The organism is Azospirillum largimobile (assembly GCF_977007025.2).
Genome location: NZ_CDRMUA020000001.1, coordinates 2238648 through 2263726 on the forward strand (window position 1 = coordinate 2238648; position 25079 = coordinate 2263726).

At 68.5% G+C, this 25079-nt stretch carries 23 protein-coding genes; 3 read left to right on the plus strand and 20 right to left on the minus strand.

Annotated elements, in window-relative coordinates:
• Positions 1-29 precede the first annotated feature (29 nt).
• The 9 genes from terL to ACWPKK_RS10585 all read right to left on the minus strand — a co-directional run bounded on the left by terL (position 30) and on the right by ACWPKK_RS10585 (position 9414).
• Complete coding sequence (gene terL / locus ACWPKK_RS10545) at positions 30-1550, minus strand: phage terminase large subunit (protein WP_452003565.1); 1521 nt, start codon at positions 1548-1550, stop codon at positions 30-32.
• Positions 1547-3577 (minus strand): glycosyl hydrolase family 28-related protein, encoded by a 2031-nt coding sequence (locus ACWPKK_RS10550; RefSeq protein ID WP_452003568.1) that lies wholly within the window; start codon positions 3575-3577, stop codon positions 1547-1549. The genes terL and ACWPKK_RS10550 overlap by 4 nt, the downstream gene beginning before the upstream one ends.
• A 33-nt stretch (positions 3578-3610) precedes the next feature.
• On the minus strand, positions 3611-4432 hold the full coding sequence (locus ACWPKK_RS10555) for a hypothetical protein (protein WP_452003570.1): 822 nt from the start codon (positions 4430-4432) through the stop codon (positions 3611-3613).
• The gene (locus ACWPKK_RS10560) at positions 4432-6327 is read right to left on the minus strand and encodes a hypothetical protein (RefSeq protein WP_452003572.1); all 1896 of its coding nucleotides are present in this window, start codon (positions 6325-6327) and stop codon (positions 4432-4434) included. Before ACWPKK_RS10560 ends, ACWPKK_RS10555 begins: the two co-directional genes overlap by 1 nt.
• Before the next feature lie 13 nt (positions 6328-6340).
• A complete protein-coding gene (locus ACWPKK_RS10565; RefSeq protein ID WP_452003575.1) occupies positions 6341-6910 on the minus strand; it encodes a hypothetical protein in 570 nt (189 codons plus the stop codon).
• Between the two features lie 65 nt (positions 6911-6975).
• Entirely contained in the window at positions 6976-7248 is a 273-nt protein-coding gene (locus tag ACWPKK_RS10570) for a hypothetical protein (protein ID WP_452003577.1), read from the minus strand.
• Between the two features lie 205 nt (positions 7249-7453).
• Positions 7454-8272: a phage capsid protein gene (locus tag ACWPKK_RS10575; protein WP_452003579.1), complete on the minus strand. Its 819-nt coding sequence runs from the start codon at positions 8270-8272 to the stop codon at positions 7454-7456.
• 498 nt (positions 8273-8770) lie between these two features.
• Positions 8771-8995, minus strand: a complete 225-nt coding sequence (locus tag ACWPKK_RS10580; RefSeq protein WP_194909746.1) for a hypothetical protein — start codon at positions 8993-8995, stop codon at positions 8771-8773.
• Entirely contained in the window at positions 8992-9414 is a 423-nt protein-coding gene (locus ACWPKK_RS10585; RefSeq protein ID WP_310111803.1) for a Fur family transcriptional regulator, read from the minus strand. The genes ACWPKK_RS10580 and ACWPKK_RS10585 overlap by 4 nt, the downstream gene beginning before the upstream one ends.
• Positions 9415-9556: 142 nt before the next feature.
• On the opposite strand from ACWPKK_RS10585, the gene ACWPKK_RS10590 reads away from it, so the two are divergent.
• Positions 9557-10111, plus strand: coding sequence for a superoxide dismutase family protein (locus ACWPKK_RS10590; RefSeq protein ID WP_324869414.1), 555 nt, complete (start codon positions 9557-9559; stop codon positions 10109-10111).
• A gap of 297 nt (positions 10112-10408) precedes the next feature.
• A complete protein-coding gene (locus tag ACWPKK_RS10595) occupies positions 10409-11917 on the plus strand; it encodes a DEAD/DEAH box helicase (RefSeq protein ID WP_452003583.1) in 1509 nt (502 codons plus the stop codon).
• A gap of 75 nt (positions 11918-11992) precedes the next feature.
• On the opposite strand, the gene gstA is transcribed toward ACWPKK_RS10595, so the two are convergent.
• From gstA to ACWPKK_RS10640, 9 genes are all read right to left on the minus strand, one after another.
• Entirely contained in the window at positions 11993-12607 is a 615-nt protein-coding gene (gene gstA / locus ACWPKK_RS10600; protein WP_452003585.1) for a glutathione transferase GstA, read from the minus strand.
• 97 nt (positions 12608-12704) lie between these two features.
• A complete protein-coding gene (locus ACWPKK_RS10605) occupies positions 12705-14156 on the minus strand; it encodes a methyl-accepting chemotaxis protein (protein ID WP_452003588.1) in 1452 nt (483 codons plus the stop codon).
• Positions 14157-14170: 14 nt separating this feature from the next.
• Complete coding sequence (locus tag ACWPKK_RS10610) at positions 14171-14485, minus strand: hypothetical protein (RefSeq protein WP_452003590.1); 315 nt, start codon at positions 14483-14485, stop codon at positions 14171-14173.
• Between the two features lie 415 nt (positions 14486-14900).
• The gene (locus tag ACWPKK_RS10615) at positions 14901-15725 is read right to left on the minus strand and encodes an acyl-ACP desaturase (RefSeq protein WP_324869419.1); all 825 of its coding nucleotides are present in this window, start codon (positions 15723-15725) and stop codon (positions 14901-14903) included.
• 259 nt (positions 15726-15984) lie between these two features.
• Positions 15985-16401: a F0F1 ATP synthase subunit epsilon gene (locus ACWPKK_RS10620; RefSeq protein ID WP_452003593.1), complete on the minus strand. Its 417-nt coding sequence runs from the start codon at positions 16399-16401 to the stop codon at positions 15985-15987.
• Between the two features lie 145 nt (positions 16402-16546).
• Positions 16547-17968 carry a F0F1 ATP synthase subunit beta gene (atpD, locus tag ACWPKK_RS10625; protein WP_324869421.1) on the minus strand — a complete coding sequence of 474 codons (1422 nt, stop codon included), beginning with the start codon at positions 17966-17968 and terminating at the stop codon, positions 16547-16549.
• A gap of 85 nt (positions 17969-18053) precedes the next feature.
• Complete coding sequence (locus tag ACWPKK_RS10630; protein WP_324869422.1) at positions 18054-18941, minus strand: F0F1 ATP synthase subunit gamma; 888 nt, start codon at positions 18939-18941, stop codon at positions 18054-18056.
• A gap of 87 nt (positions 18942-19028) precedes the next feature.
• Positions 19029-20558: a F0F1 ATP synthase subunit alpha gene (atpA, locus tag ACWPKK_RS10635; RefSeq protein ID WP_014248784.1), complete on the minus strand. Its 1530-nt coding sequence runs from the start codon at positions 20556-20558 to the stop codon at positions 19029-19031.
• The gene (locus tag ACWPKK_RS10640) at positions 20558-21127 is read right to left on the minus strand and encodes a F0F1 ATP synthase subunit delta (protein WP_324869423.1); all 570 of its coding nucleotides are present in this window, start codon (positions 21125-21127) and stop codon (positions 20558-20560) included. The genes atpA and ACWPKK_RS10640 overlap by 1 nt, the downstream gene beginning before the upstream one ends.
• Before the next feature lie 383 nt (positions 21128-21510).
• On the opposite strand from ACWPKK_RS10640, the gene ACWPKK_RS10645 reads away from it, so the two are divergent.
• Positions 21511-21894, plus strand: a complete 384-nt coding sequence (locus ACWPKK_RS10645; RefSeq protein ID WP_324869424.1) for a hypothetical protein — start codon at positions 21511-21513, stop codon at positions 21892-21894.
• A gap of 151 nt (positions 21895-22045) precedes the next feature.
• Here the strand turns inward: ACWPKK_RS10645 and ACWPKK_RS10650 are convergent, their stop codons facing one another.
• Both ACWPKK_RS10650 and ACWPKK_RS10655 read right to left on the minus strand, forming a co-directional pair.
• Positions 22046-22552, minus strand: coding sequence for a cache domain-containing protein (locus ACWPKK_RS10650; protein ID WP_452003599.1), 507 nt, complete (start codon positions 22550-22552; stop codon positions 22046-22048).
• Between the two features lie 196 nt (positions 22553-22748).
• Positions 22749-25055 carry a primosomal protein N' gene (locus ACWPKK_RS10655; RefSeq protein WP_452003601.1) on the minus strand — a complete coding sequence of 769 codons (2307 nt, stop codon included), beginning with the start codon at positions 25053-25055 and terminating at the stop codon, positions 22749-22751.
• Between the last annotated feature and the right edge of the window lie 24 nt (positions 25056-25079).

Genomic DNA, 25079 nt, shown 5'->3' on the forward strand with positions numbered 1-25079 from the left:
GTCTCCTGTGGTTGAGGTGGGGAAACGACTCAAAGCTCCCAATCCGACGGCGCCACCACCGTGCCGATACCCCGCCAATCGGGGCGGCGTTCGGGGACGGCCGTCGCGTCTTCGAAGCGGTAGGGTTCGGCGCCGAGGCAGCCGGCCACCGCGTCCAGGCCGTCGTCGGGCCCGCGGTATCGGCCATCCGGACGCCAGTCGCGCATTTCCCGGATCAGCGGCGTGTCCCATACCGACCGGTGGGCCAGCAGGCGGCGGTCGGCCATCAGGGCGTTGAAGGCCTCGGTGATGCGCTGGGCCTTGGGCTTGCGGCTCGTCTGCTCGACCACACCGACAGCCAGCCGGTCATGGCGCAGGCGTTCGCGCAGCAGACCGGGCAGGAAACGGCCCAAGCCGTTGATCTCGATATGGATCGCCGACAGGTGGTTGTCGGCGAGAAGGCGGGAGACCTGCCCGCATTGCTGGTCGGCTTCCGTCTCTTCCAACCGCGGGTCGACCGTCAGATACAACACCCGGTGCAGGTAGAATTGTTTGTCGGCGCCGCCGAATACCACGGCGACCACGCTGCCGTCGCCGCTTTTCGCCTTGCCGTCCGCCTCCAGCCGGGCAAAGGCCGGGTCCCACCAGCAGGAGGCGGAGACCAGCCGCACTCCGTCCAGCGTCAGCACCGCGCGGCCCCGCGCCTCGCGATACACCAGCTCGGCGTCGTAGCGGCCAAGCTTGGCGACATCCAGCATGCCGTCCGCGACGCTGACCGGGCGCAGCAGCATCTGGCTGGTGAACTTGTTGGGGCCGGTCGACTTGCGGATGCGGGCGACATGGGCCTCGCCGAAGCGCTCCTTCCATGTGTAGGTGCGGCGGCCCTCGGCGTCCTCGGTATAGACCGGCAGGACCAGCCGCTCGAATCCGTCCAGGAAGGGCGGGCTGCCGTCATCGGTCTCCTCGGCATAGAGGCTGTCCTGCGCATGCGGCGTCCCGACATAGAGCTGCGCCCCGCCCGGCACCAGCACATACTCCAGCTCCGACAGGCGCTCGCGAAGGGCGGCACGCTTGACCGCGGTGTCGGCGTTGCGCGGCACCTCCACGTCGTCGCAGATCACCACGTCGGCGCGGCTGCCGGTGATGTTGCCGCCGATGCCGGCCGCCGCCATCGACGGGTCGCGCAGTTCCATCGGACGCACGACCGTGAACTGGTCGGCCGCCCACTGGTCGCGCACCGACGCAGGCGGTTTCAGGTGGCTGCAATCGGGATGGCGTTCCAGGATGCGCTTGACGTTGCGCACCATCTTCGTCGCAAGCCGCATGTCGGCGGCGAGCACCAGCAGCCGGCGGTTGGGATCGCGCAGCAACAGCCACGCCGCGAACAGCCCGACCAGGGTCGACTTGCCCGACCCGCGGAAGGCCATCAGCAGCATGCGCCGGTTCTGCCCGGCCATGCATGCCTCCAGCCAACCCGCCATCCGCGCATGATGGGCGGGGGTCTTCAGCTCCACCATGTCGTTCCAGCCCCGAGCGAAGGCGCGAAAGCTGTCGTCCTTCCCCGCCGTCATGGATTCCGCCCCAGGATGTGCCAGCCGGCGCCGTTCGACATCACCGTCACCGCATGGCCCTGGGCGGCCAGCGCGATGGCCTCGCTGTCCGGCCCGCCGCCGCCGGCCTGGGTGACGGTGACGCGGTTGCCGCCGGTGTCGGACTTCTTGATGGTGACCGTGCGGCCGACCGCATGCGGAGCCGAGGGCGCCGGCAGCCGCACCTCCACCGCCCCGTTCCAGGCGCTGACCAGATAGAGCTGCTGGTTCAGGTCAGGTTCGAGCAGACCGGCGGCCTCGTGATACCGGGCATTGCCGGGCTGGCTGTTGCCGGCGACGATCCACCAGCCCGCCCCGTTCGACACCAGCGTCACGAAGTCGTAGCGGTTGCCCAGCGCCAGAGCCCGCCCGTCCGGCCCCGGTCCACCGGTCTCCGTCACCGTCAACCGGTTGGCCGAGGCGTCGGTGCGCTTGATCGTCACCGCATGGCCGTTGACGGTCTCGGCCCTGGGTAGACGCAACTCCACCGGCCCGCCATAGGCGCTGGCGAGATAGACGGAGCTGGCCAGATCCAACGCCACCACCCCACCCTTGGCCGGCTCGACATAGTCGGTGTCGTACCGCAGCGCCTCCACCACCAGTTCGGTGATGCGACTGCGCTGAAGCCGGTTCTTCTCCGGATAGCCGGCATTGACCGCGGTGTATTGCCCGCCGGACCGGTCGAGGATCGCCGGCCCGGCGGCGGCGGAGAACAGGTTGACGATCGCGGTCTCGACCGATCCGGCATCGAGCTGCAGGTTCGGCAGGGCGCCCAGCGACTCGGCATAGAAATTCACGATCAGCGTCTTGTCGGTGACGGCGCCGACGCGGAAGCAGGCCTCCGCCTGCGGCCAAAGATTGGCTTCGCAGTCGAAGAAGGCGTTGTTGTAGCGCCCCTGCTCCACGAAGAAGCCGCAGCCGGTCATCGGCGCCGACAGCGAATAGACCCGTACGGCGTGAAAGCGGTTGGCGTTCGGCGTGTCGCCCGCCCCCGTCCGCGTCAGCCACACCCCATGCCGCGACGGCCGCGCCACCAGCACGCGGGCGATGTTGTTCCAGTAGCAGGGCAGGTTGGGATCGATGTGGCCGTCGAACAGCAGCCCCACCTCCGGCTCCCACAGGGTCAGGTCGGTCAGGCTGTTCTGCACGCAAGGCCCGTCACGCCCGAACAGACGCACCCCCGCCCGGCCCTGCTCCAGCCGCAGGCCCGACAGGGTGGCGTAGCCGTCCGGCAGGTGGACGAGGTCGAAGCCGTTGGACGCGCCGCGGATCACCGAGGCCTGCCCCGCCCCGTACAGCGACTGCCCATGGCCGAGCGTCAGCGTGTTGGCGATGCGGTAGGTCCCCGGCGGCACGAACACCGCGCGGGCGGAGGTCAGCGCCGCCTGCAGGGCCAGCGTGTCGTCGACCAGTCCGTCTCCCACCGCGCCGAAATCCTTGACCGAGACGAGGTCGGCCAGCTTGTCGCGCACCGGCCGCGCGGTGGCCCCGGCGCCCGGCGGCACATAGGTCGCCAGCGCCTCCTCGTCCACCGGCGGGCGGACGGTGGGATTGCCGGCGCCGTCGAAGGCCAGCAGCTTGCCCTGGCGCAAGCCCCGCTCGGGCAACAGGGGGGAGGCCGGCAGGTCGCTGTCGGCATAGCGCAGCATCAACTCCTGGTCGCCCGCCACCTGCTGGAGCGCCGCGGTCAGCCGGTCCAGTTCGCCATTGAGGGCGGCGGCCGGCAGCGGCCCGCTCTCGCCGAAATCGCTGCGCCGTTCGATGGGCAGGCGGCGGCGCAGCAGGACGACGGTCCCCTCCGCCGGAGCCGTGGCGAAGGTCACCGCCCCGCCCGCGCTTGAGCCGGCCCCGCCGACCGCATAGCCGGTGCTCTGAAGCGCCGCACCCAGGAAGACCTGCAGATCCTCGTCGGTGAAGATCGGAAACGGGTAGGTGAAGACCCGCTGCATGCCGTCGGCGAGATACTGCACGCGCGGGGTCCCGCGCGGGATGAGAAGCGACGTGGACATCGGGGGTCTCCGCGAAAACGGACACAAGCGCGCTCAAAAGAACTTGCTCATGTATTCCAGCCGCTGACGGTCGGCGAGTTGCGACAACTCCAGCAGGTTGCGGCGCTTAGCCTCGTCCAGGCTCTGCTGGATGGCGGCGCGTTTCAGCTGCTCGGTCGCCTGCGCGTCCTTCCGTTCGGTCTCGCTGGAGTTGGTCAACCCCAGCAGGATCGCCTCGCCCGACCCATCCTGCGCGGTGACGCCCCGCGCGCCCAGCCCGGCGCGGGTCTTGCTCACCGCCTGACGCAACGCGGTGAGCCGGCGCTGCTCGGCCGCGTCCGCCGCCGCGGTCAGCTGGGCCAGCTGGGTCTGGGCGTCGGTTTCCTTGGAGTGGACGGTCTGCTCCTGGCTGGCGCGCAGTTGCGCCAGCGTCTGCTCCTGGGCGGAGCGGAAGTCGTCCATCTCCTTGGCCCGCACCGCAGCAGCAGCCTCGTCCCTCTGGCGCTGAAGCTCCTGCTCGCGTTGACGCAACTCGGCATCATGCGACCATTGGCGGGCCTGCGCCTCGGCCTCCAGCTGGGCCTGCTGCTGGCGGGCCACGGCGGCGGCCTGGGCCGAACGTTCGGCCGCAGCCGCTTCCTCGCGGTATTTCCGTTCCAGCGCCGCCTGGGCCGCGGCGGCCTGCGCGGCGTCCTGCTGGCGCTTGTACTCCAGCTCGGCGGCGGCCTGCTGGGCCGCGGCCTGCTGGGCGGCCTGCTGGGCTGCGGCCTGTTGCGCGGCGGCGCTGGACTGGCCGGCATTGGCGCTGCGCACGGTACCGATGACCGAGTTCGCCAGCGGCAGCGCCGTGGTCACGAGGGGAGCGATTCCACCCATCAGTCGTTCACCTTCAATTCCATGGTCACGGAAAGCAGCGTGAAAGGCAGCGGCGCGTCCTGTTCGATGCGCCACAGCGGGACATTGGTGTCGTGGCGCCAGCCGAGCGCCCGCAGCCGTCGGTCGCCGGACACGCGCGCCGGCACCCCGCCGGCCGGTTGCGGCCCAAGCCGGTGAAGTGGAAGTTCCTGCAACCCGCGCCCCAGATCGACGCGCAACGCCGCCGTCTCCTCCAGCCGGAAGGTGACCGCGACAAGCCGCACGATGTCGGCCCCGGTCGCCTGCCCCAGCAGGTTGGGCGGCAGCGGCTCGATCCGGTGGGTGTAGGGCAGTCCGATCTCGACCTTGCGGGCAGGCGGGTCGAGCGTGACGCCGCCGGCCTGGACGGTGGCCGGGTTGCGCACCACCCCGTCGGCAACGACGGCGACCGTCCGTCCCTCCAGATGCGCCAGCCCGCTCCAGACCGCAGTTGCATCTACCCGCTCGGCGGTGATCGCCGTGTCGAGGTTCAGCGCATCGTCGAACCGCTCGATGGTCCAAACCCCGCGCCGTTCCACCAGCGTATAGACCTCGTCCCCCACCGCGGCGACGGAGCGCACCGCCCCATCGGTCTCCAGCAGGGTCCAGGCGGTGACGTTCTCCGCCCGGTAGGCGGTCAGCGCACCCAGCGTGCCGTCCTCCATCGCCACGAACAGCAGTCGGCGGTTCTGGTCGTAATCCTGGTCGCGCGGGCTGGACACCAGATGGCGGGCCAGCAGGGCGAGGTCGTTCGCCTGATAGGCCGCTTCGGTGTCGGTATAGAGGAACTCGCGGATTTCGCGCCGGTTGCGCGGCACGAACAGCGTCGCCCCCTCCACGTCGCGTGGCGGAATGGCGCGGTCCATCGGCGAGCCGATCCGCGTCTGCCGGTTGACCTGCATGCTCTGCGGGGTCAGCGGGTCGCCGGTCACCATGTATTCGGCGCCCGAGGTGAAGACCTGCAGATGCCGGCCGGAGAAGACGGCGCGCACCGCGTTGACCTGATCGGACAGGATGCCGAACTCGATGGCCTGATCGTCCAGCCCCTCCCCCAGGTCGAAGTTCCAGATCTGGGCGGAGCGCGACAGCCACAGCCGGTTGGGCAGGTCGCGCGACCCGCCGATGACCAGCCGGTCCTGATGGAAGGCGGCCGACACCGGCCAACCGCGCAATGCCGAGAAGGCCTGCTCCTCCCATTGCGTCGTCGGCTGGGTATCGGCCAGCGTTTCCTTGACCGTCGCGTTGACCTGGGTGCCCGACACCACGCCGGTCACCTGCAGTTGCTTGCCCTTGATGCGGATGCGGGTGCCGTCATGGTGCGGATCGAACACCGGGGCAGACGCGGTGACGGTGATTGCCCCGCCGGTGCCGGACGGGGTCACCGTCACCGCCGGATCGCCGAAGCGGTGGAAGGGTGTGCGCAGCAACTCCCCCTCCACCGCGAAGGCCCATTCTGCCAGGGTCCAGGTCCCGTCGTCGCCGCGCGTCAGCTTGCGCGGCGGCAGGTCGGGATGGCAGACCAGCAGCGTGTCGGCGCTCTGCGTCCAGGTGATCTGCGCCAGTTGCGTCAACGTCCAGGGTGCGGAAACCGACGCCACCTTGGTTCCGCCCTGGAACACGTCGATCCAGCGGTCGGTGAAGACCAGCAGATAGGTTTGTTCGCTGTTCCGCTCGAACGCCACCAGCCGTCCGTCGCCGCGGGCCAGCGCGGTGAAGGCAAGGCCGGACCGCCGCGTCACCCCGCCGGTCGGGTCGATGAACAGGTTGCGCAAGACCAGCGCGCCGTTGTCGTAGGCCTTCAGGTCGCCGCGCCCCAGCAGGCGGCGCGACACCTCTCCGGCGGTGAAGTTGGTCTTGACCTGATGCAGCCGTCCCATCACGTCCTCCCCATCATGCCCGCACATTGATCAGGGTGAAGTCCTCGAAGCCGGGCTGGCTGTCCTGCTGGGCGTCGATCTGGCGGGCGCGGCGGAACTCGCTTTCGGCCAGCTGGGCCAGCAGCTCCGCCCGCGTCGAACTTTCGGTCAGCGGCAGGCAGAACTCGGCGGCGAGGCGCGCGATCAGCGCCTGGTCGAAGAAGGCGGGAAACGCCTCTTCCGCCGGGCGGCCGATGTAGGACAGGGTGACGGCGCCGGCATCGCACAGCAGCGTCCGCCCGGCGATGCGGTAGGACAGGCCGCGCCCCCGCCCGTCGCCGCCCGCCCCCAGCGCCCGCAGGAAATCGGCCGGCAGTTGGAAGGCGCAGGCGTAATCGGCGACCGGCGGTTCGGCCAGCCGCGGAAGCGTCGCCTGCAGGCTGGCGAAGCTCCAGGCATTGGCCGACAACAGCGCGTCGCGCGTCGGCCCATAGAGGGCGGCGGCCACCTCCGCCTCGGCGGAGCCGTCGTCGAAGGAGGCGATGGCGGTGGCGCCGAGCTTGATCAGCGCGCGGCCGCACAGGCCGATGGCGGTCAGGGCCATGGACGGTCTCCCTTTGCGGAATTCCGGGGAGGCGCCGGGGAAGCGGCGCCTCTCTCCTCGATGGATCAGTCGCTGTTGGTGCTGCCGAACGGCGTCAGGTTGGCGACGTCCACCGCCCCGTTGGCGCTGGCCGCCACCACCAGCACGCCGGTCGCCGGCGTGGCAGCGCCGACCGCGCAATTCGCCAGCAGCATGTCGCCCACCCGCAGCAGGTCGGCGGCGCCGTTGAAATAGCCGGCGGCATCGACATCGGTCGCCACGTCGGGCGTGGTGTAGTGCCAGAGCGTGAAGCCGTTCGCATAGGCGAGCACGCTCAAATCCTTGGACGCATAAGCCATGGATCGAAGACTCCGGATTGTGTCGGGGAGAAAAATGCCCTCTCCCGCCCCGGGAGAGGGAGGGGACCCGCGCCACGCGCGGGGAGGGTGAGGGGTAAGGCAAGGGTCCGGAACCGCATGGTTCCTTGAATCACCCCTCACCCTTCCCATGCTCCGCATGGGTCCCTTCCCTCTCCCGGGACGGGAGAGGGAAATTCACCCCCACTCAGTTCTCCAGGCAGCGCAGGGTCACCACCCCGGTGGTGTCGATCAGCGCGGCGCCCTGGCTCATCATGTTGTTGACGAAATGCGCCGCGCGGTCGCCATGCCAGGTGATGTCGGTCTTCACGTCGGCACCGGCCGCATGGCCGACCGCCGTCTTGTGGTACCAGTGGCAGAGCCGGACACTGCCGCTCAGCGTCAGACCCGAATGCGGCAGCCACAGCGTGCCGAGCCAGCGCTTGGCCTGGGTGCCGCGCCAGGGCAGTTCGTCGGTGCCGACATAATCGGAACTGGCGAACTCCTCGATGCCCAGCAGCTGGCTCCACTGCTTCCAGCCGACGACGGCATAGCGCTGGCCGTCGTCGGGCACGTCGGCCTCGCCCATCATCTCGAAGGCAGCCAGGATCTTGGCCTTGGTCAGCCCGTCGGCGGCGCTGCCGGCGTAATTGACGGACTTGTTCAGCTCGGCGATCAGCAGTTCGTCGGTCTTGCGGCCCAGCGCATAGGCGCCGGCATTGGCGATGATCTGCCGCTCGTCGATGTTGGTCTTCAGCTCGTCCAACCGGTCGACCCAGTCGCCGGCATAGAAATCGTACAGCGCGCATTCGACCGGAGTGTGGTCCAGGTTCATCACCGGGACCGCGCCGTGGCGCGACTTGGTGGAGGCGGCGCCCTTGCCGACCTTCTGGAAGACGGTGGAGGCGCCCTGCACGTTGTTCTTGCTTCGCACCGTGTTGCGCAGCTTCGAACCCATGCGCTGGTAGGCCTCGTGGACCTCGCGCTCGAACTGCTTGACGAACGCCTGGGCGATGGTGGTCGACATAAGGATATTTTCCTTTCGCGTTCCTGCGGATCCCGCGACGGCGTGGCGGGAGGAGTCGTTCCGCCACCCGGTTGTCGGAGATGCGCGCAAGGCGCAGCGCCGGCCGCGGGCGAAACGCGAAAACGAAAAGGGCCGGCCGGACTTTCAAGTGTCCGGCCGGCCCTTTTCGGACCGAAGCGAGGGGGGAGCTTTGGGTCTGTCGGGCGCTGAGGTCCGGGGGCGGACCCGTCGCCTTGACGAGATCGGTTTTAGGATTTTATGCTGGGGAGATCAAGGACTATTTTCACATAAGGCGTCGGCTGGCGATGCCCCCACCTATCCTCCCCCGCTGGGCGGGGGAGGGACTGCCGCCACTCTCCCGCATCAGCACCAAGCCCCTTCCCTGCCCAGCTCTCGCACAAAGCTACGCATTGTGCTGACGCGACAGGCGGACCGTGGGTCCGCTGAGAGCGGGGGAGGGTTTAGGGTGGGGGCAACCGCAGCAACCACTCTCCCCCCTCAGTGCCGAACCGGCCCCGCCACCCAATGACTGACGATGGTCTCCGCCTGGGCCGGCGGGATCTCAGGATGGTGGTAGCGGTAGACGGTGACCGCCGCCTCCAGCGCATAGCGTTCCGGCTGGCCGCAGCGGCACAGGCCGGAATAGCAGCGCTGCACCGCATCGCGGCAGGCGATGGCGTCGACGATCGGCTGCTCCGCCTCGGGGAAACGGGGATCGGTCATGGACGCTCCTCCTCATCCAGGGGCACGCCGTAAATCTCCAGCCGGTGGCCGACGATCTTGTAGCCGAGCTCGCGGGCGATGCGCTCCTTCAGCGCCTCCAGCTCCGGGCTGGCGAACTCGATGATCCGCCCGGTGCGGGTGTCGATCAGGTGGTGATGGTGGTCGGCCGACGCCTCCTCGTACCGCGCACGGCCGTCGCCCAGGTCGACACGCTCGATCACCTGCGCGTCTTCCAGCAGCCGCATGGTGCGGTACACCGTGGCGATGGAAATGCGCGGGTCGATCTGCACGGCCCGGCGGTGCACCTCCTCCACATCGGGATGGTCGTCGGCGTCCGACAACACCTGGGAGATGACGCGGCGCTGTCCGGTCATCTTCAGCCCCTTCTCCATACACAACGCTTCCAGACGCGACGTCATCACCCCAACCCTGGTCTTTGCTTCCCGAGACCCCCATCATACTGAAAACCGTTCGCAATCCCAGAGCGGTTTCGCAGCGACGGAAAGTCGCTGAACCCGCCGGCGCCGCCCATGGCCCGGCCAAGATGGAGGACTCACCCGCATGACCCGTGCCCACCCGCCCCGGATCGGGACGACGCAGGCCCTGCTGATCGCCGGCCTGTCGCTGTTCGCCGCCCCGGCCTTGGCCCAGCAGTCGGCCCCGGCTCCCGCTCCCGCCGCCCAGGCCGCCGTCGCCGATGCCCAGGGCAAGCCGCTGGGGACCGTCACCTTCACCCGCTTCCCGCACGGCATCCTGGTCCACGGCCAGCTCGAAGGGCTGCCGCCGGGCTGGCACGGCATCCACATCCACGAAAACGGCGCCTGCACGCCCGACTTCAAGGCGGCCGGCGGCCATTTCGCCGCCCAGGGCTCCAAGCACGGACTAGAGTCCGAAAAGATGCATTACGGCGAGCTTCCCAACATCTGGGCCAACGAGGCCGGCAAGGCCGGGTTCGAGGCGATCACCCACATGGTCACCCTGACCGACGGGCCGGACGGCCTGTTCAAGCAGGGCGGCACCTCCATCGTCGTCCATGCCCAGCCCGACGACTATCTCAGCCAGCCTGCCGGCAATTCGGGTGACCGCATCGCCTGCGGCGTCATCAAGAAGCCGTAAGCACCTCCTGAACAGCCCCGGGGCGCGACTATTTGCCGCAGCATCGCGGCGGGGATTCGCGCCCCTCCCCCGCGCGTCCTGACCGGCGCACCCCTGCCGCGCGCCGAGTTCGCTTGCCAAATCAAGCCACCGGCCCTATCTGTCCGGGGTCGGACGGCGCCCGGCGCCGCGCAGGACTTGCGCGCGCCCGGATCGCCCGCCGCCCGACGGCTCCGCGCCAACCCGCCGCGGAGCGCGCAAGCCCGGCCGCTCCCTCCTGGCGCGGCCCCCATTTTGGTGACCAGGACCATCGCTTCCATGACCGAATTCTCCGGCCTCGGCCTGATCGAGCCTCTTCTGCGCGCCGTCGCGGAGGAGGGATACTCCACGGCCACGCCGATCCAGGCCGGCGCCATCCCGCTCCTGCTGGCCGGCCGCGACGTTCTGGGCCTCGCCCAGACCGGCACCGGCAAGACCGCAGCCTTCACGCTGCCCATCCTGCAGCGGCTGTTCCAGAACAAGAAGCGCGTGGCCGCCAAGTCGCCGCGCACGCTGATCCTGACCCCGACGCGGGAACTGGCGCTGCAGATCGGTGACAGCTTCACCACCTATGGCCGCCATCTGCCGATCCGCCGCACCGTCATCCATGGCGGCGTCGGCCAAAGCCCGCAGGTCGCCGCCATCGCCCGCGGGACGGAGGTGCTGATCGCCACCCCCGGCCGCCTGCTCGACCTGATGGCGCAGAACCATGTCCGCCTCGACCAGATCGAGGTGTTCGTGCTGGACGAAGCCGACCGCATGCTCGACATGGGCTTCATCCGCGACGTGCGGAAGGTGGTCGCGGTGCTGCCGAAGGAACGGCAGACCCTGCTGTTCTCCGCCACCATGCCGGACGCCGTGGTCGACCTGGCCAACAGCATCCTGACCGATGCCGAACGGATCGAGGTGACGCCGCAATCGACCACGGTGGAGCGCATCAACCAGCGCGTCCTGTTCGTGGACCGCAGCGACAAGCGCCGCCTGCTGGCCGACCTGCTCGAAGACTCCGCGATGGCCCGCACCATCGTCTTCGCCCGCACCAAGCACGGCGCCGACCGCATCGCCGACCACCTGAAGAAGGCGGGCATCGCCGCCGACGCCATCCATGGCGACAAGTCGCAGTCGGCCCGCGTTCGCGCACTGGAAAGCTTCCGCGCCGGCGAGTTGCGCGCGCTGGTGGCGACCGACATCGCCGCCCGCGGCATCGACATCGACGGCATCAGCCACGTCATCAACTTCGACCTGCCGAACGAGCCCGAAAGCTACGTCCACCGCATCGGCCGGACCGCGCGCGCCGGCACCGACGGCAGCGCGGTGTCGTTCTGCGACCATGAAGAGGTCGGCTACCTGAAGGACATCGAAAAGACGATCCGCCAGCCGATCCCGGCCGACGCGACCCACCCCTACCATGCGGTGGAGGTGGCGCAGATCCACGCCTCCAGCAAGCCGCCGCCCCGTCCCAAGGCGCCGGGCAGCAACCGCAACCAGCACAACCGCAACCAGCAGCAGGCCCGCCCGGCGCATGCCGCGCCGAAGCCGGCGGCGGCGCCCAAGGCCGCGCAGCCGAAGCCCGCAGCGTCCGCCGCCAAGGCCCCGCAGAAGGCCGGAAAGCCGACCGGCGCGCCGCGGCCGGATGCCGCCCGCAACGACCAGAACCGGCATGACCGCCGCCCGGCTCCGCATGCCGTTTCGCACGGCAACAACCACGGGGGCGGCAAGCAGACCCCGCGTGCGGCCGGCACTCCCGGCGGCAACACGCCCATGCGCCGCAAGCCCAGCGCCGCCTGATTCGGGCAGCGCCAGCAAAGAAAAAGGCCCCGTCTCTCGCCGAGACGGGGCCTTTTCCGTTCACAATCGCAATCGTCAGCCCTGGGCTTCCGCGGCATGCGCCGCCTGCACCGCCGGACGGGCACCGACACGTTCGCTGAAGGCGACCAGATTTGGGAAGGCCGACAGGTCGAAGCCGATGCGCGGCAACCAGCTCAGCACCGTGTAGGCATAAGCATCGGCGACGGTGAAGACGTCGCCGGTCAGATACGCCTTGCCCTCCAGCTGTGCGTTCAGCACCGACAGCTTGCCGCGCAGCACCTTGGCGGCAAACTCGCGGTGGGTGTCGGACACCACATCCTTCAGCATCGGGAACAGCGGCACGACGCCCTTGTGCAGCTCCGACCCGATGAAGCTCAGCAGTTCCTGGACACGGTAGCGCTCCATCGTGCCCACCTGAGGGATCAGGCCGCTGCCCGGCACCTTATCGGCGATATACTGCACGATCACGGCGCCCTCGGTCAGGATGCCACCCTCGTCGAGCGCCAAGGTCGGCACCTGCCCCTTGGGGTTCACTGCAAGGAAATCGCTGCCGTCGGGCAGGGTCTTGGTCACCAGATCGACCTTCACCAGCTCGAAGGGCAGCCCGGCCTCGCGCAGGACGATGTGCGGCGACAGCGAACAGGCACCCGGCTTGTAATAGAGCTTCATGTCTCCGGAACCCCATTTGGGTGTTGGTGGTTGGAGCGGAAGGGGTAGCGCAGTCCACCGGCCGCCGCCAGCCCCCTCCCGCCCCGTCCTCACCGTTTCACGCCGCGCGGATCGAGGTGGCGAGCGACGCCACCTCGCTCTGCAGTTGGGCGGCACTGCGGCGCACGACGTCCAGCCGCCGCTCCATGGCCTCCGCCGCGGAACCGGAACCGTCGGCGACCGCGCGCACCCCCTCCACCGTCGTCGCCAAGCCGCGGGCTTCCTCCGCCGTGGTCTGGATCTGGCCGATGATCGACTGGGCGGCGACGCCCTGCTGCTCGATCGCCCCGGCGATTCCCACGGTCACTTCATTCATGCTGCCGATGGTGTCGACAATCTCGCCGATGGCCTGTGCGGTGCGCCGGGACGAAGCCTGGATGTCCGCCACCTGCCGGGCGATGTCGTCGGTCGCCCGCGCGGTCTGGCTGGCCAGCTGCTTGACCTCGCCGGCGACGACGGCAAAGCCCTTGCCCGCCTCCCCGGCCCGCGCCGCCTCGATGGTCGCGTTGAGCGCCAGCAGGTTGGTCTGGCTGGCGATGTCGCCGATCAGATGGGTGATGTCTTCGATCTGGGCGGCGGTGCTTTCCAATAGGGAGACGATCTCCCGTGTCGCCGACGCCTGCCGGCTGGCGGTGGAGACGATGCCGGTGGCACGGTCGAGCTGTCCGCGGATGATGCCGGTCGATCCGGCGAGCTGATCCGCCGCCACCGTCATGTCATGCGCCCGTTCCACCGCCCCGCCGATGGAGCGCAAGGCGTCACCCAACTGCACGCGCGTGCTGCCGATGGTGGAGGCAACGGCTTGAGAGTCGCCGCTCAGCGCATCGGACGCCGTCAGGATCTGGTCGGCGGAGGTGCCGATCACCGCCTGCAGTCTGCCGGCCACCTCGGTCAGGGTACGACGGCGCTCCTCGCCCGCGCGTTCCTCCGTCGCCCGCTGCTCGGCGGCCAGCGACTCGGCCCGGCGACGTGCCTCCTCGGCGGTGGCCAGTGTCGCCTCCAGGTTGTTCAGCAGGTCCTGCCCTTTCCAGGCGACCGCCACCAGAACCGTCACCTCCACCAGCACCGCCACCGCGTGGTAGAGCACCCGCACAAGGTTCCCGCCTTCCGGCAGCAGGGCATAGGGCAGGGCGAAATTCAGGACCAGATGATGGCCGGCTACGGCCAGCGTCGCCATCACCAGCGCGCCGACATCGATGAAGGCGATCAGCGCCGCCAGATTGGCGAAGAACAGGAAATGCAGATCGACCTGCCAGGGTTGTCCCTGCCCCACGGCAACGACCAAGGCGCTCTGAAGCATCAGCGCGACCGCCGACAGGCTGCGCCGCGTGGCGCCATTGGCCGAGAGCCGGCCCAGCGTCGCGCCGGCCGTGACCAACAGTGCCAGGGCCGGAATGACCCACCCGCGGTCCATCGACCAGGAGAACAGGGCCAGGATCGGCACATAGCTCCACAGATAGGCGAGAATCGCCCGCTCGCTGGCGGCGCGCAGGCGGTCGAGATTGTTCATGGAGTGGCTCCGGGTCATGACGGCAGACGGCGCGGGTCCGCGCATCCGGCAAGCAGCGGATCGAGCAGCAGCCAGGCGCCATGCCGGTAAAGGGAAGCGGCGAAGTCGGGGTGCGTCGACCGGGCGACGACGATGTTCGCGAAGGGGCCGCCACGCAGCGGGGTTCCGCCCGCCGCCGCCACATGCGCCATCGCCTCGGCCAGTGTCGTGCCGGGAGCGAACACCGCGGCGACCGGCTCGGCTGGATCACCCGCGCCGGAAGCGGCCACCGGCAGGGCGGCGGCGCCGGCCAGAAGCAGGAGGATGGCGGGAAGATGGGAACGGATCATCGGCGGCGGGCATCCATGCGCATACGAACGGACATGTTCACAGCGACCGTTACGCAGCGCCTGCACGCGTGGATCTCGGGCTTGGCCTAAAATTCGATCCGCAACAAGGCGGATGCGCCAAGCGGATGATGTCTATGACGGCATCCAAGCCCAATCGTTGCGGCTGATCTGCGGCGCTGAACACACCCGCTGAACAGAGCTCTACAATAAGCAGATTGGGGATTTTGCATTTCATCAACGCCGCCCCTGGTGTTTCCCCCAATGGCGGCGGACGACCTCTTGCACGTCGCGTGACAGAGGCGAAAAGAACAAACCGGTTCTTTGGAACATAACGACCGACGGACGCCAGCCCACCACCCGAAGACCGGCATCGGGGCGACGGGGGTGGGCAAGGAAACCGGCAGGCCTGACGCGGTCAGACCGCTTGAGCGGCCAGCTTCCTGGCTTGGCGGTCGATAAACCACCAGGCCCCACGCGAGGCCACGCTGCACAGCCGCGAGTGCGGCTTCAGGCCGCAGGCCTTGAACACCATGGCGATGGCGCGGTCGACGTGTTTGCGGCGGTAGCGGCCGAACGCGCGGCGCTTGTAGGCGGCGTTGTAGACCTTGTGCTCGTACGCGGCGTCGGCCGGGGCATTGGCGGCGTAATAGGCATAAGCCAGCTCGTCATCCTCGGACTCGCCGATGCGCGACAGCGCCACCTTCAGGCGCTGCACCTTGTTCAGCCCTTCACGGTCCAGGTACTTCTTGGCGTAGGTGTAGAAGATCTTGTAGTGGCGCAGCTCGTCGGCGGCGATGTTGCGGCAGATCTCCTTCAGCACCGGCTCGTCGGTCGAATCGCCGATGGCGGCGTAGTAGGAACTTGTGCCGGTCTCCACCATGCAGCGGGCGATCATCTCGCCGGTGCGCGATCCGCGGACCGAGGCGTCCAGATCGATCGGCACCCGGTAGCCGGCGCGGAAGCGTTCCACCGCCGCCCGGAAATCGAAGGTCGGGTCGACCAACTCGGCCCAGCGGCCGAGCGCCTCGCCATGCTGGACCTCCTCGACCGCCCAGCCGCGGGCGACCTCCTGGAACTCCGGATCGTCATTGAAGACGTTGCACAGATAGGCCGTGTAGTCGTCGGCATTGAACTCGACCAGAGCCGCCGCCTTGATCAGGGGGACCAGGTCGGGATCCACCCGGCCGGCATCGAAACGGTCCCAGGGAAGCTCATCGATCCGCCAATGCGCACGCGCCATGATCCGCTCTGCCGCCTCGTCTTGGGCCGCCCTGGCGGCGGCCGTGTCCAGTATCGGGTAGGGTCTGTTCCCGTGTCCCCACCAGTGCCGTCGGGGTGCGGCGGGGCTTGCGGTTCAGGCCTTCGAATGTAATTCGTCTTTTCGGCGATGCAACCGAGTCGCAACGGAAACGGGCGGCCTGGAAGCCCAAGCCGCCCGTTCGACCGAAGAGATGTATGCCGTCTGCCTCGGGAACCCCCTGGGCCGACGGATTTTCCGCTCAGTGAGCGGAAGACTGGCTCAGCGCGTCCAGCTTGGCGCGCGCGACGGCCAGCTTGGACTCGGCAGCGGCGCGCTCGGCGTCCGACTTGCTGTCGTCCAGATCCTCGGACAGGTCCTTGATCTGCTTCTCGACCGTGGCGCGGTCCAGGTCGGTCAGCGCCACCGCTTCCTCGGCCAGCACGGTGCAGCGGGCCTCGGTGACCTCGGCGAAGCCGCCGGCGACGAAGACGCGGTCGACCACGCGGTCGCCCTCATAGACGTCGATGACACCCGGACGCACGGTCGAGATCATCGGCGAGTGACCGGCGAGCACGCCGAAATCGCCTTCCGAACCCGGCACCACGACCATGTCCACGGGCTGCGACTTCAGCAGCTTTTCCGGCGAGACCAGCTCGAATTCGACTTTATCGGCCATGGGTTTCCTGGTGCCTCTTCATAGGAACCCCCTCCCCCGATGACGGGGGGAGGGGGTGTGCTGATGTCGATTTCCGCCCGGCTTTCTCAGGCCCCTTCACAAGGCCGATGGAGCCGGGTCGGAATGCCGCAATCCCAGGTGGGGATCAGGCGGCGGCCAGCTTCTTGGCCTTGGCGATCGCCTCGTCGATGGTGCCGACCATGTAGAAGGCGGCCTCCGGCAGATGATCGTAGTCGCCGTTCACGATGCCCTTGAAGCCCTTGATGGTCTCCTCGAGCGGGACCAGCACGCCCGGGGTGCCGGTGAACACCTCGGCGACGTGGAACGGCTGGGACAGGAAGCGCTGGATCTTGCGGGCGCGGGCCACGACCAGCTTGTCCTCTTCCGACAGCTCGTCCATGCCCAGGATGGCGATGATGTCCTGCAGCGACTTGTAGGTCTGCAGAACCTTCTGCACCGAGCGGGCGACCGAGTAGTGCTCCTCACCGACGACGCGCGGGTCGAGGATGCGGCTGGTCGAGTCGAGCGGGTCCACGGCCGGGAAGATGGCCATTTCGGCGATCGAGCGCGACAGCACCGTGGTGGCGTCCAGGTGGGCGAAGGAGGCGGCCGGGGCCGGGTCGGTCAGATCGTCGGCGGGCACGTAAATGGCCTGCACCGAGGTGATCGAGCCCTTCTTCGTCGAGGTGATGCGCTCCTGCAGGGCGCCCATGTCGGTGCCCAGCGTCGGCTGGTAACCCACCGCCGACGGGATGCGGCCCAGCAGAGCCGACACTTCCGAACCGGCCTGGGTGAAGCGGAAGATGTTGTCCACGAAGAACAGCACGTCCTGGCCTTCCTCGTCGCGGAAGTATTCCGCGAGCGTCAGGCCGCTCAGCGCGACGCGGGCGCGGGCGCCCGGCGGCTCGTTCATCTGGCCGTACACCAGGGCCACCTTGGAACCCGGGCCGTCGAGCTTGATGACGCCCGATTCGATCATCTCGTGGTAGAGGTCGTTGCCCTCACGGGTACGCTCACCCACGCCGGCGAAGACCGACACGCCGCCGTGCGCCTTGGCGACGTTGTTGATCAGCTCCATGATCGTCACGGTCTTGCCGACGCCGGCGCCGCCGAACAGGCCGATCTTGCCGCCCTTGGCGTAGGGAGCCAGCAGGTCGATGACCTTGATGCCGGTGATCAGCACTTCGGCGTCCGTCGACTGGTCGACGAAGTCCGGGGCCTGACGGTGGATCGGCAGCGAGCGGGCGGCGTTGACCGCGCCGCGCTCGTCGATCGGCTCGCCGATGACGTTGATGATGCGGCCGAGCGTCTCCGGGCCGACCGGCACGGCGATCGGCGCGCCGGTGTCGGTCACCTCGGCGCCACGCACCAGACCGTCGGTGCTGTCCATGGCGATGGTGCGGACCGTGCTCTCGCCCAGGTGCTGCGCCACTTCCAGAACGAGGGTCTTGCCGTCGTTCTGGGTGTGCAGCGCGTTCAGGATCGCCGGCAGGTCGCCGTCGAACTGCACGTCCACGACGGCGCCCGTGACCTGCGTGATCTTGCCGACAGAATTGGTGGTGGCCATGGAGTAAAGCTCCCTAGGAACTCGGTAAGTGTCGGTATGCCGTCGCCGGCGCAAATAGGCTGGACGCTACGTGCGGATGCGGCCGTTACAGGGCCTCGGCACCGGAGATGATCTCGATCAGCTCCTTGGTGATGTAGGCCTGGCGCGTCCGGTTGTAGGTGATCGTCAGCTTGTTGATCATGTCGCCGGCGTTGCGCGTCGCGTTGTCCATCGCGGTCATCCGGGCGCCCTGTTCGGACGCGGCGCTCTCCAGGAGGGCGCGGTAGATCTGGATGGACAGGTTGCGCGGCAGCAGTTCGGCGAGGATCTGCTCCTCGTCCGGCTCGAACTCGTACATCGCCTTGGCCTCAGCACCGGCGGCCTCGGCGGCCTCGGTGGCGACGGCGAAGGGAATGAGCTGCTGAACCGTGACGATCTGGGAGATCGCCGACTTGAACTTGTTGAAGATGACCGAGCAGACGTCGAACTCGCCGGCATCGAACATCGCCAGCACCTTCGTCGCGACCATGTCGGCGTCGCTGAAGCCGAGCCGGCGGCGGCCGACATCCTCGTAGCTCTCGACGATCAGGGAGGCGAACTCGCGCTTCAGCTGGTCGCGGCCCTTGCGGCCGACGGTCAGCAGCTTGACGGTCTTGCCTTCGCTCTGCAGGCGCGTGATCTGGCGCTTGGCCTCACGGACGATGGAGCCGTTGAAGGCGCCGCACAGACCGCGGTCGGAGCTGATGACGACCAGCAGGTGCACCTTGTCGGCGCCCGTCCCGGTCATCAGCTTCGGGCCGTTGCCGCTGTCCTGCACGTTGGCGGCCAGGGAGGACAGCATGCGGCCCATACGCTCCGCGTAGGGACCGCTGGCTTCCGCCTGGTCCTGAGCGCGGCGCAGCTTGGAAGCCGCAACCATCTTCATGGCCGAGGTGATCTTGCGCGTCGACTGGACGCTCGAGATCCGGTTCTTTAGGTCCTTGAGGTTAGGCATGCCGGCCCTTCAATTCCGCTCGAGGTCGTTCCGTGACCGTCTCTACAAGACGGTGGGGGGCGGTCTCCCGCCCCCGCGCGCGGTCGGTCAGGCGAAGACCTTGGCGAAGCCGTCGAGGAACGCCTTCAGCTTCTCTTCGGTCGCCGAGGTGATCTGCTTGTCGGTGCGGATCGCCGCCAGGATATCGGCGCCCTTGGCGCGGATTTCCGACAGGAACTTGGCCTCGAAGCGGTTCACGTCCTCGACGCGGATGGCGTCCAGGTAGCCCTTCACGCCGGCGAAGATCGAGACGACCTGCTCTTCGACGGGCAGCGGCTGGAACTGGCCCTGCTTCAGCAGTTCGGTCAGACGGGCGCCGCGGGCCAGCAGGCGCTGGGTCGAGGCGTCGAGGTCCGAGGCGAACTGGGCGAAGGCGGCCATCTCGCGGTACTGCGCGAGTTCCATCTTGATGGTGCCGGCGACCTGCTTCATCGCCTTGATCTGGGCGGCGGAGCCGACGCGGCTCACCGACAGACCGACGTTGATGGCGGGGCGGATGCCCTTATAGAACAGGCCGGTTTCCAGGAAGATCTGACCGTCGGTGATCGAGATCACGTTCGTCGGGATGTAGGCGGACACGTCGCCGGCCTGGGTCTCGATGACCGGCAGGGCGGTCAGCGAGCCGTTGCCGTGGGCGTCGCCCATCTTGGCGGCGCGCTCCAGCAGGCGGCTGTGGAGGTAGAACACGTCGCCCGGATAGGCTTCGCGGCCCGGCGGACGGCGGAGCAGCAGCGACATCTGACGGTAGGCGACGGCCTGCTTGGACAGGTCATCGTACACGATCAGGGCATGCATGCCGTTGTCGCGGAAATACTCGCCCATCGTGCAGCCGGTGTACGGCGCCAGGAACTGCAGCGGAGCCGGCTCCGACGCGGTGGCGGCGACGACGATGGAGTATTCCATGGCGCCGGCGTCTTCCAGGGTCTTGACGATCTGGGCGACGGTGGAGCGCTTCTGGCCGACGGCGACGTAGATGCAGTAGAGCTTCTTGCTCTCGTCGTCGCCCTGGTTGATCGGCTTCTGGTTCAGGAAGGTGTCGATGACGACGGCGGTCTTGCCGGTCTGGCGGTCACCGATGATCAGCTCGCGCTGGCCGCGCCCGATCGGAACCAGGCTGTCGACGGCCTTCAGGCCGGTCTGCATCGGCTCGTGCACCGACTTGCGCGGGATGATGCCGGGGGCCTTCACCTCGACGCGCTTGCGCTCGACGTTGACCAGCGGACCCTTGCCGTCGATCGGGTTGCCCAGGCCGTCGACCACGCGGCCCAGCAGGCCACGGCCGACCGGAACGTCGACGATGGTGCCGGTGCGCTTGACGGTGTCGCCTTCCTTGATGCCGCGGTCGTCGCCGAAGATCACGATACCGACATTGTCGGTCTCGAGGTTCAGCGCCATGCCCTGCAGGCCACCCGGGAACTCGACCATTTCGCCGGCGCGGACGTTGTCCAGGCCGTGCACGCGGGCGACGCCGTCACCCACCGACAGGACCTGACCAACCTCGGCGACATCCGCCTCGGTCCCGAAATTCGCGATCTGCTGCTTGAGGATCGCAGAGATTTCTGCGGCGCGGATATCCATCAGACTGATCCCCCTGAGGCCTTCATGGCGAGTTGCAATTTGTTCAGCTTCGTGCGCACCGAGGTATCGACCATGCGCGAACCGAACTTAACGATCATGCCGCCGATCAGCTCCGGATCGACGGAGGTGTTCACCAGCACCTTGGAACCGATGGACGCCTTGAGCGCGTCGATGACGGCGTTGCGCTGGGCGTCGTTCAGCGGCTGGGCCGTCGTGACCTGCGCCGTGACCTCGCCGCGGCGCCGGGCCAGTTCGGCCAGGAAGCCTTCGATCATCCCGTCGATCGCGAACAGGCGGCGGTTGGCCGCCACGAGCCCGATGAAGCGCTTGGTCAGCTCCGACAGGCCGGCGCCGTCCAGGACGGCGGCCATGGCCCTGCCCTGGTCAGCACGGCTGATGACGGGGCTGCGGACGAGGCGACGGAGGTCAGCGCTCTCGGCCAGGATCTGCTTCAGCGTGGTCAGATCGCTCGCGACCGTGTCCAACGCCTGGTTTTCGTCCGCAAGCTCGAACAGCGCGATGGAGTAACGCGCGGCGAGTTCGGATACGCCTGTTCCTTCGGATGCCACCTGATCCCTCGAATTGAGTTCGGTAGACGGTGAATTCGGCGGCCTTATAGGGTGTCAACCCGAGGCACAAACACCCCGGCCGCGAAAGCGAGCGGTCCAATATCACAGGAATCGCGCCTACGCAACGGGGTCTGGACAATTTGACTGCGGCGTTTTGAGCAACTGCGGAATCATTGGTCGCAACTGCGCTCGCCAATGACTCGAGTCGGCCTCGACTGGTCATACCGGCTGTGACTTCGATGTGGCCCCAATCTCGGCTTAATTCAAGGTTAACCAATCTGATCCACGGTCGAACCGAACCGCCCAGCCGGCCGATCCGCCACCGTTTCCGGTCGTTTCGCCACGCTCGAGGCCGGTCCAGAGAGACCAGGGGCCCTTCCGCCATGACCATCCTGCCGACGCCAGATCCTAGTGCCGATACCGTTGCGATCGCCGATGCCGGCACCGGATCCCGGCCGTCGAACGTCATCCAATTCTGCCGCGCCCGTTTCACTCCGGAAGACCTGGACGCCTTCTCCGCGGTCGCCGAACCGAAGCTGAGCCACGGCCATTGGGCCGGCGTGCTGCGCGAGTCGGGCCGCGACCATGACCGCCTGCTGGTGCTTCTGCCCGAGGTGGACCGCCCCGTCTTCCGCTTCGAACGCGACGCCAAGGGGCGCTACAGCCTGTCCTTCCACGACCGTTCCGGCTGGTACGGCATCGGAGCCGGCGACAGCGCCGCCGAATGCCTGTCGATCTGGCGCCCGCGCCGACCGCGGGCGCCGTGACCACCGGACGGACTCCAGCCGGCTCACGATCGCCGTCCGCTGAATTCCACCATGTAAAAAAGTGACGTGCGGCAGGATGCCGCATGAGTTCCACTGACAAGGCGGACCGTCGAACCGCGCCTTCGTCCGGCCGGTCTCCGCAGCTCTCCGCTTATCGATAGACCCCGACCGCCAGCATGTAGGGCTTGCCGTTCAGCACCAGACGGCGGGCGTGCATCGTCTTGCGCGCGACCTGCCCGGTCAGCGGATCGATCCACTGATAGGTGATGTCGGTGCGTCCGTCGCGCGCCACCCCGGCCAGCGCCTCGCGGATGAAGGGCTTGCCGTCGACATCGCGCAGATCCTGCAGGTCCGACCCGTTCAGCGTCGCGGTCCAGCCATGGGCGATCATCACGCCCTTGTCGTCCAGCAGCATCGGGTAGAGGTCGCGGTCGATGTAAGCGCTATCATGACCGGCAAAGGCTTCGGCCGCCGCATCCGGACCGATCCGCTCCAGCAGATGCTGGGCACGGTCGATCATGGTCAGCGCCTCCGCATCCGTGCCGCGGGTATGGGCCGGCGCGCCGGCGGCGAAGGCGATGACCAGCAGCAGCAGCAGAACCGGCAGCACGGTCAGCAGGGTTTGACGCTGTACGCGCAGACGAAGCTTGGAGATCATGCCGACCATCAGCCTGAACCTGTGCCTGTGATGTTTGGGTCCGGGAAGGATGTTTGGAATCGGAACCATCCCGGCCGTGGTAGTACCATGGCCGCTACGGCGCAATGGACCAAACGTCACAGGTGCCATGCCCCGCCGTCGCGGCGACCGATTCGGGTCAATTCGCCGCAGCTTCACCGGACGGCGCTAAGAACGCCTAAAGGAAGCTGTAAGGGTCGACATCGATCTGCACCCGGATGGCGGGCGGGATCTCCACCCTGTCCAGCCACTCCGCGATCAGCGGCTGCACCTGGGTGCTGCGCGGCGCCTTCAGCAGCAGGCGGCGGCGATGCCGCCCGCGCAGCAGGGCCAGCGGCGCCGGGGCCGGCCCCAACACATGGACGTCGTCGCTGCGCGGGGCGGCACGGCCCAGCGCCATCGCCACCCGTTCCACCAGCGTCGGGTCCTCTCCCGACACGATCAGCGCGGCCAGACGGCCGAAGGGCGGCATGCCGGCCTCCAGCCGCATCTCCGCCTCCAGCTGATAGAAGCCGTCGCGGTCGCCGGCGGCCAGGGCCTGCATCACCGGGTGTTCGGGCATGAAGGTCTGCAGCATCACCCGTCCCGGCCGCTCGCCGCGCCCGGCGCGCCCGGCCACCTGATGCAGCAGCTGGTAGGTGCGCTCCGCCGCCCGCAGGTCGCCGCCGTTGAGGCCCAGGTCGGCATCGACCACCCCCACCAGGGTCAGCATCGGGAAATGGTGGCCCTTCGCCATCACCTGGGTGCCGATGATGATGTCCAGCTCGTGCCGGCCGATGCTCTCCACCATTTCCTGGATGGCGCGCGGGCCGTGCAGGGTGTCGGACGCCATGATGGCTGCGCGGGCATCGGGGAACAGCTCCGCCACCTCCTCGGCGATACGCTCCACCCCGGGACCGCAGGCGGCCATCGTGCCCTCCTCCCCGCATTCCGGGCAGGCATGGGGCAAGGGCTGCTGCAGGCCGCAATGGTGGCATTGCAGCTTGCGGGCGAGCCGGTGCTCCACCAGCCAAGCCGTGCAGTTCGGGCATTGCATGCGGTGGCCGCAGGCGCGGCACAGGGTCAGCGGGGCATAGCCGCGGCGGTTCAGGAACAGCATCGCCTGCTCGCCCCCCGCCAGCGTGTCGGTCAGCGCCTTGCGCAGGCTGGGCGCCAGCCAGTGCCGGGCCGGCGGACGGTCGCGCCGCAGGTCGATCAGCTCCACATCGGGCAGCACGGCGCCGCCATGACGGGCCGGCAGGGCGATGCGGGCATAGCGGTGGCTGTCGGCGTTGACCTTGGTCTCCAGCGACGGCGTGGCCGAGACCAGGGCGATCGGCAGCCCGCCGAGATGCGCCCGCGCCACCGCCATGTCGCGGGCATGGTAGATCGCCCCCTCCTCCTGCTTGTAGGCGGAGTCGTGCTCCTCATCGACGATGATGACGCCGAGGTCCGGATAGGGAAGGAACAGGGCCGAACGCGCGCCGACCACCACCGGCACCTCGCCCTTCGACACCGCGCGCCAGGTGTCGCGGCGCTGCGCCCCGGTCAGCTCCGAATGCCATTCCGCCGGCGGCGCGCCGAAGCGCCGGGCGAAGCGGTCGAGCCACTGCGCCGACAGCGCGATTTCCGGCAGCAGCACCAGCGCCTGTTTGCCCTGCTCCAGCGCCGCAGAGATCGCCTCGTAATAGACCTCCGTCTTGCCCGACCCGGTGACGCCGTCGAGCAGCACGGTGGAGTAGCGACCCGACGCAACCCGTTCGCGCAGATCGTCGGCCGCCGCCCGCTGGTCGGGCGACAGGGTGGGTCCGGGCCGCTGCCAGTCCGGCCGGCCGAGCCGGGTCGGCTGCAGCATCACCGGCTCCAGCAATCCGGCCTCCGCCAACCCGCGCACCACGGTGACGCCGCAGCCGGCCTCGTCGGCCAGTTCCACCGGGGTGCGGGGAGGCCCATCCTCCAGCAATGCCAGGATGCGCTTGCGCGGGTCGGTCATCTTGAAGCCGGGCGGCGGCTCGGCACCCTGCTTGCGCAGATAGGCCAGCATAGGCTTGGGCGGCTCCAGCGCCGCCGGCACGCTGACCGCCATGCGCAGGACGAAGCCCGGCGGCGTCATGGTGTAGGCGGCGACCCATTCGACGAAGCGGCGGCCGACCTCGGTCATCGGCGGCACGTCGAACCGGCGCACCACCGCCTTCAGCCGGCCGGACTCCAGTGTCCCGGCGCCCGGTCCCCAGACGACGCCGATGACCCGGCGCGGACCCAGCGGCACCTCGACGAAATCGCCGGGGACAAGCTCCATGCCGTCCGGCACGCGGTAGTCGTAGGCCTCGCGGAGCGGCAACGGCAGCAGAACGGCGACGCGGCGGTCCGGCCCGCGAAGCTGCGGCTTTGCCGGAACTTCGGTGGTTTCACGCGCAAAATCGCCTTCGGGCTGCCCCGTTTCGGGCGTGTCCCCAAGAAGATCCCCCTGAATGCCCGGGGCGGAACTGGCGGAAGTCGAACGCATCGGCTAGAGTGGCCTCATGTCCCG

Excerpts from the sequence above, each read along its gene's own strand:
- terL (WP_452003565.1), bottom strand. The coding sequence starts at position 1,550 with ATGACGGCGGGGAAGGACGACAGCTTTCGCGCCTTCGCTCGGGGCTGG.
- ACWPKK_RS10550 (WP_452003568.1), bottom strand. The coding sequence starts at position 3,577 with ATGTCCACGTCGCTTCTCATCCCGCGCGGGACCCCGCGCGTGCAGTAT.
- ACWPKK_RS10555 (WP_452003570.1), bottom strand. The coding sequence starts at position 4,432 with ATGGGTGGAATCGCTCCCCTCGTGACCACGGCGCTGCCGCTGGCGAAC.
- ACWPKK_RS10560 (WP_452003572.1), bottom strand. The coding sequence starts at position 6,327 with ATGGGACGGCTGCATCAGGTCAAGACCAACTTCACCGCCGGAGAGGTG.
- ACWPKK_RS10565 (WP_452003575.1), bottom strand. The coding sequence starts at position 6,910 with ATGGCCCTGACCGCCATCGGCCTGTGCGGCCGCGCGCTGATCAAGCTC.
- ACWPKK_RS10570 (WP_452003577.1), bottom strand. The coding sequence starts at position 7,248 with ATGGCTTATGCGTCCAAGGATTTGAGCGTGCTCGCCTATGCGAACGGC.
- ACWPKK_RS10575 (WP_452003579.1), bottom strand. The coding sequence starts at position 8,272 with ATGTCGACCACCATCGCCCAGGCGTTCGTCAAGCAGTTCGAGCGCGAG.
- ACWPKK_RS10580 (WP_194909746.1), bottom strand. The coding sequence starts at position 8,995 with ATGACCGATCCCCGTTTCCCCGAGGCGGAGCAGCCGATCGTCGACGCC.
- ACWPKK_RS10585 (WP_310111803.1), bottom strand. The coding sequence starts at position 9,414 with ATGACGTCGCGTCTGGAAGCGTTGTGTATGGAGAAGGGGCTGAAGATG.
- ACWPKK_RS10590 (WP_324869414.1), top strand. The coding sequence starts at position 9,557 with ATGACCCGTGCCCACCCGCCCCGGATCGGGACGACGCAGGCCCTGCTG.
- ACWPKK_RS10595 (WP_452003583.1), top strand. The coding sequence starts at position 10,409 with ATGACCGAATTCTCCGGCCTCGGCCTGATCGAGCCTCTTCTGCGCGCC.
- gstA (WP_452003585.1), bottom strand. The coding sequence starts at position 12,607 with ATGAAGCTCTATTACAAGCCGGGTGCCTGTTCGCTGTCGCCGCACATC.
- ACWPKK_RS10605 (WP_452003588.1), bottom strand. The coding sequence starts at position 14,156 with ATGAACAATCTCGACCGCCTGCGCGCCGCCAGCGAGCGGGCGATTCTC.
- ACWPKK_RS10610 (WP_452003590.1), bottom strand. The coding sequence starts at position 14,485 with ATGATCCGTTCCCATCTTCCCGCCATCCTCCTGCTTCTGGCCGGCGCC.
- ACWPKK_RS10615 (WP_324869419.1), bottom strand. The coding sequence starts at position 15,725 with ATGGCGCGTGCGCATTGGCGGATCGATGAGCTTCCCTGGGACCGTTTC.
- ACWPKK_RS10620 (WP_452003593.1), bottom strand. The coding sequence starts at position 16,401 with ATGGCCGATAAAGTCGAATTCGAGCTGGTCTCGCCGGAAAAGCTGCTG.
- atpD (WP_324869421.1), bottom strand. The coding sequence starts at position 17,968 with ATGGCCACCACCAATTCTGTCGGCAAGATCACGCAGGTCACGGGCGCC.
- ACWPKK_RS10630 (WP_324869422.1), bottom strand. The coding sequence starts at position 18,941 with ATGCCTAACCTCAAGGACCTAAAGAACCGGATCTCGAGCGTCCAGTCG.
- atpA (WP_014248784.1), bottom strand. The coding sequence starts at position 20,558 with ATGGATATCCGCGCCGCAGAAATCTCTGCGATCCTCAAGCAGCAGATC.
- ACWPKK_RS10645 (WP_324869424.1), top strand. The coding sequence starts at position 21,511 with ATGACCATCCTGCCGACGCCAGATCCTAGTGCCGATACCGTTGCGATC.
- ACWPKK_RS10650 (WP_452003599.1), bottom strand. The coding sequence starts at position 22,552 with ATGATCTCCAAGCTTCGTCTGCGCGTACAGCGTCAAACCCTGCTGACC.
- ACWPKK_RS10655 (WP_452003601.1), bottom strand. The coding sequence starts at position 25,055 with ATGCGTTCGACTTCCGCCAGTTCCGCCCCGGGCATTCAGGGGGATCTT.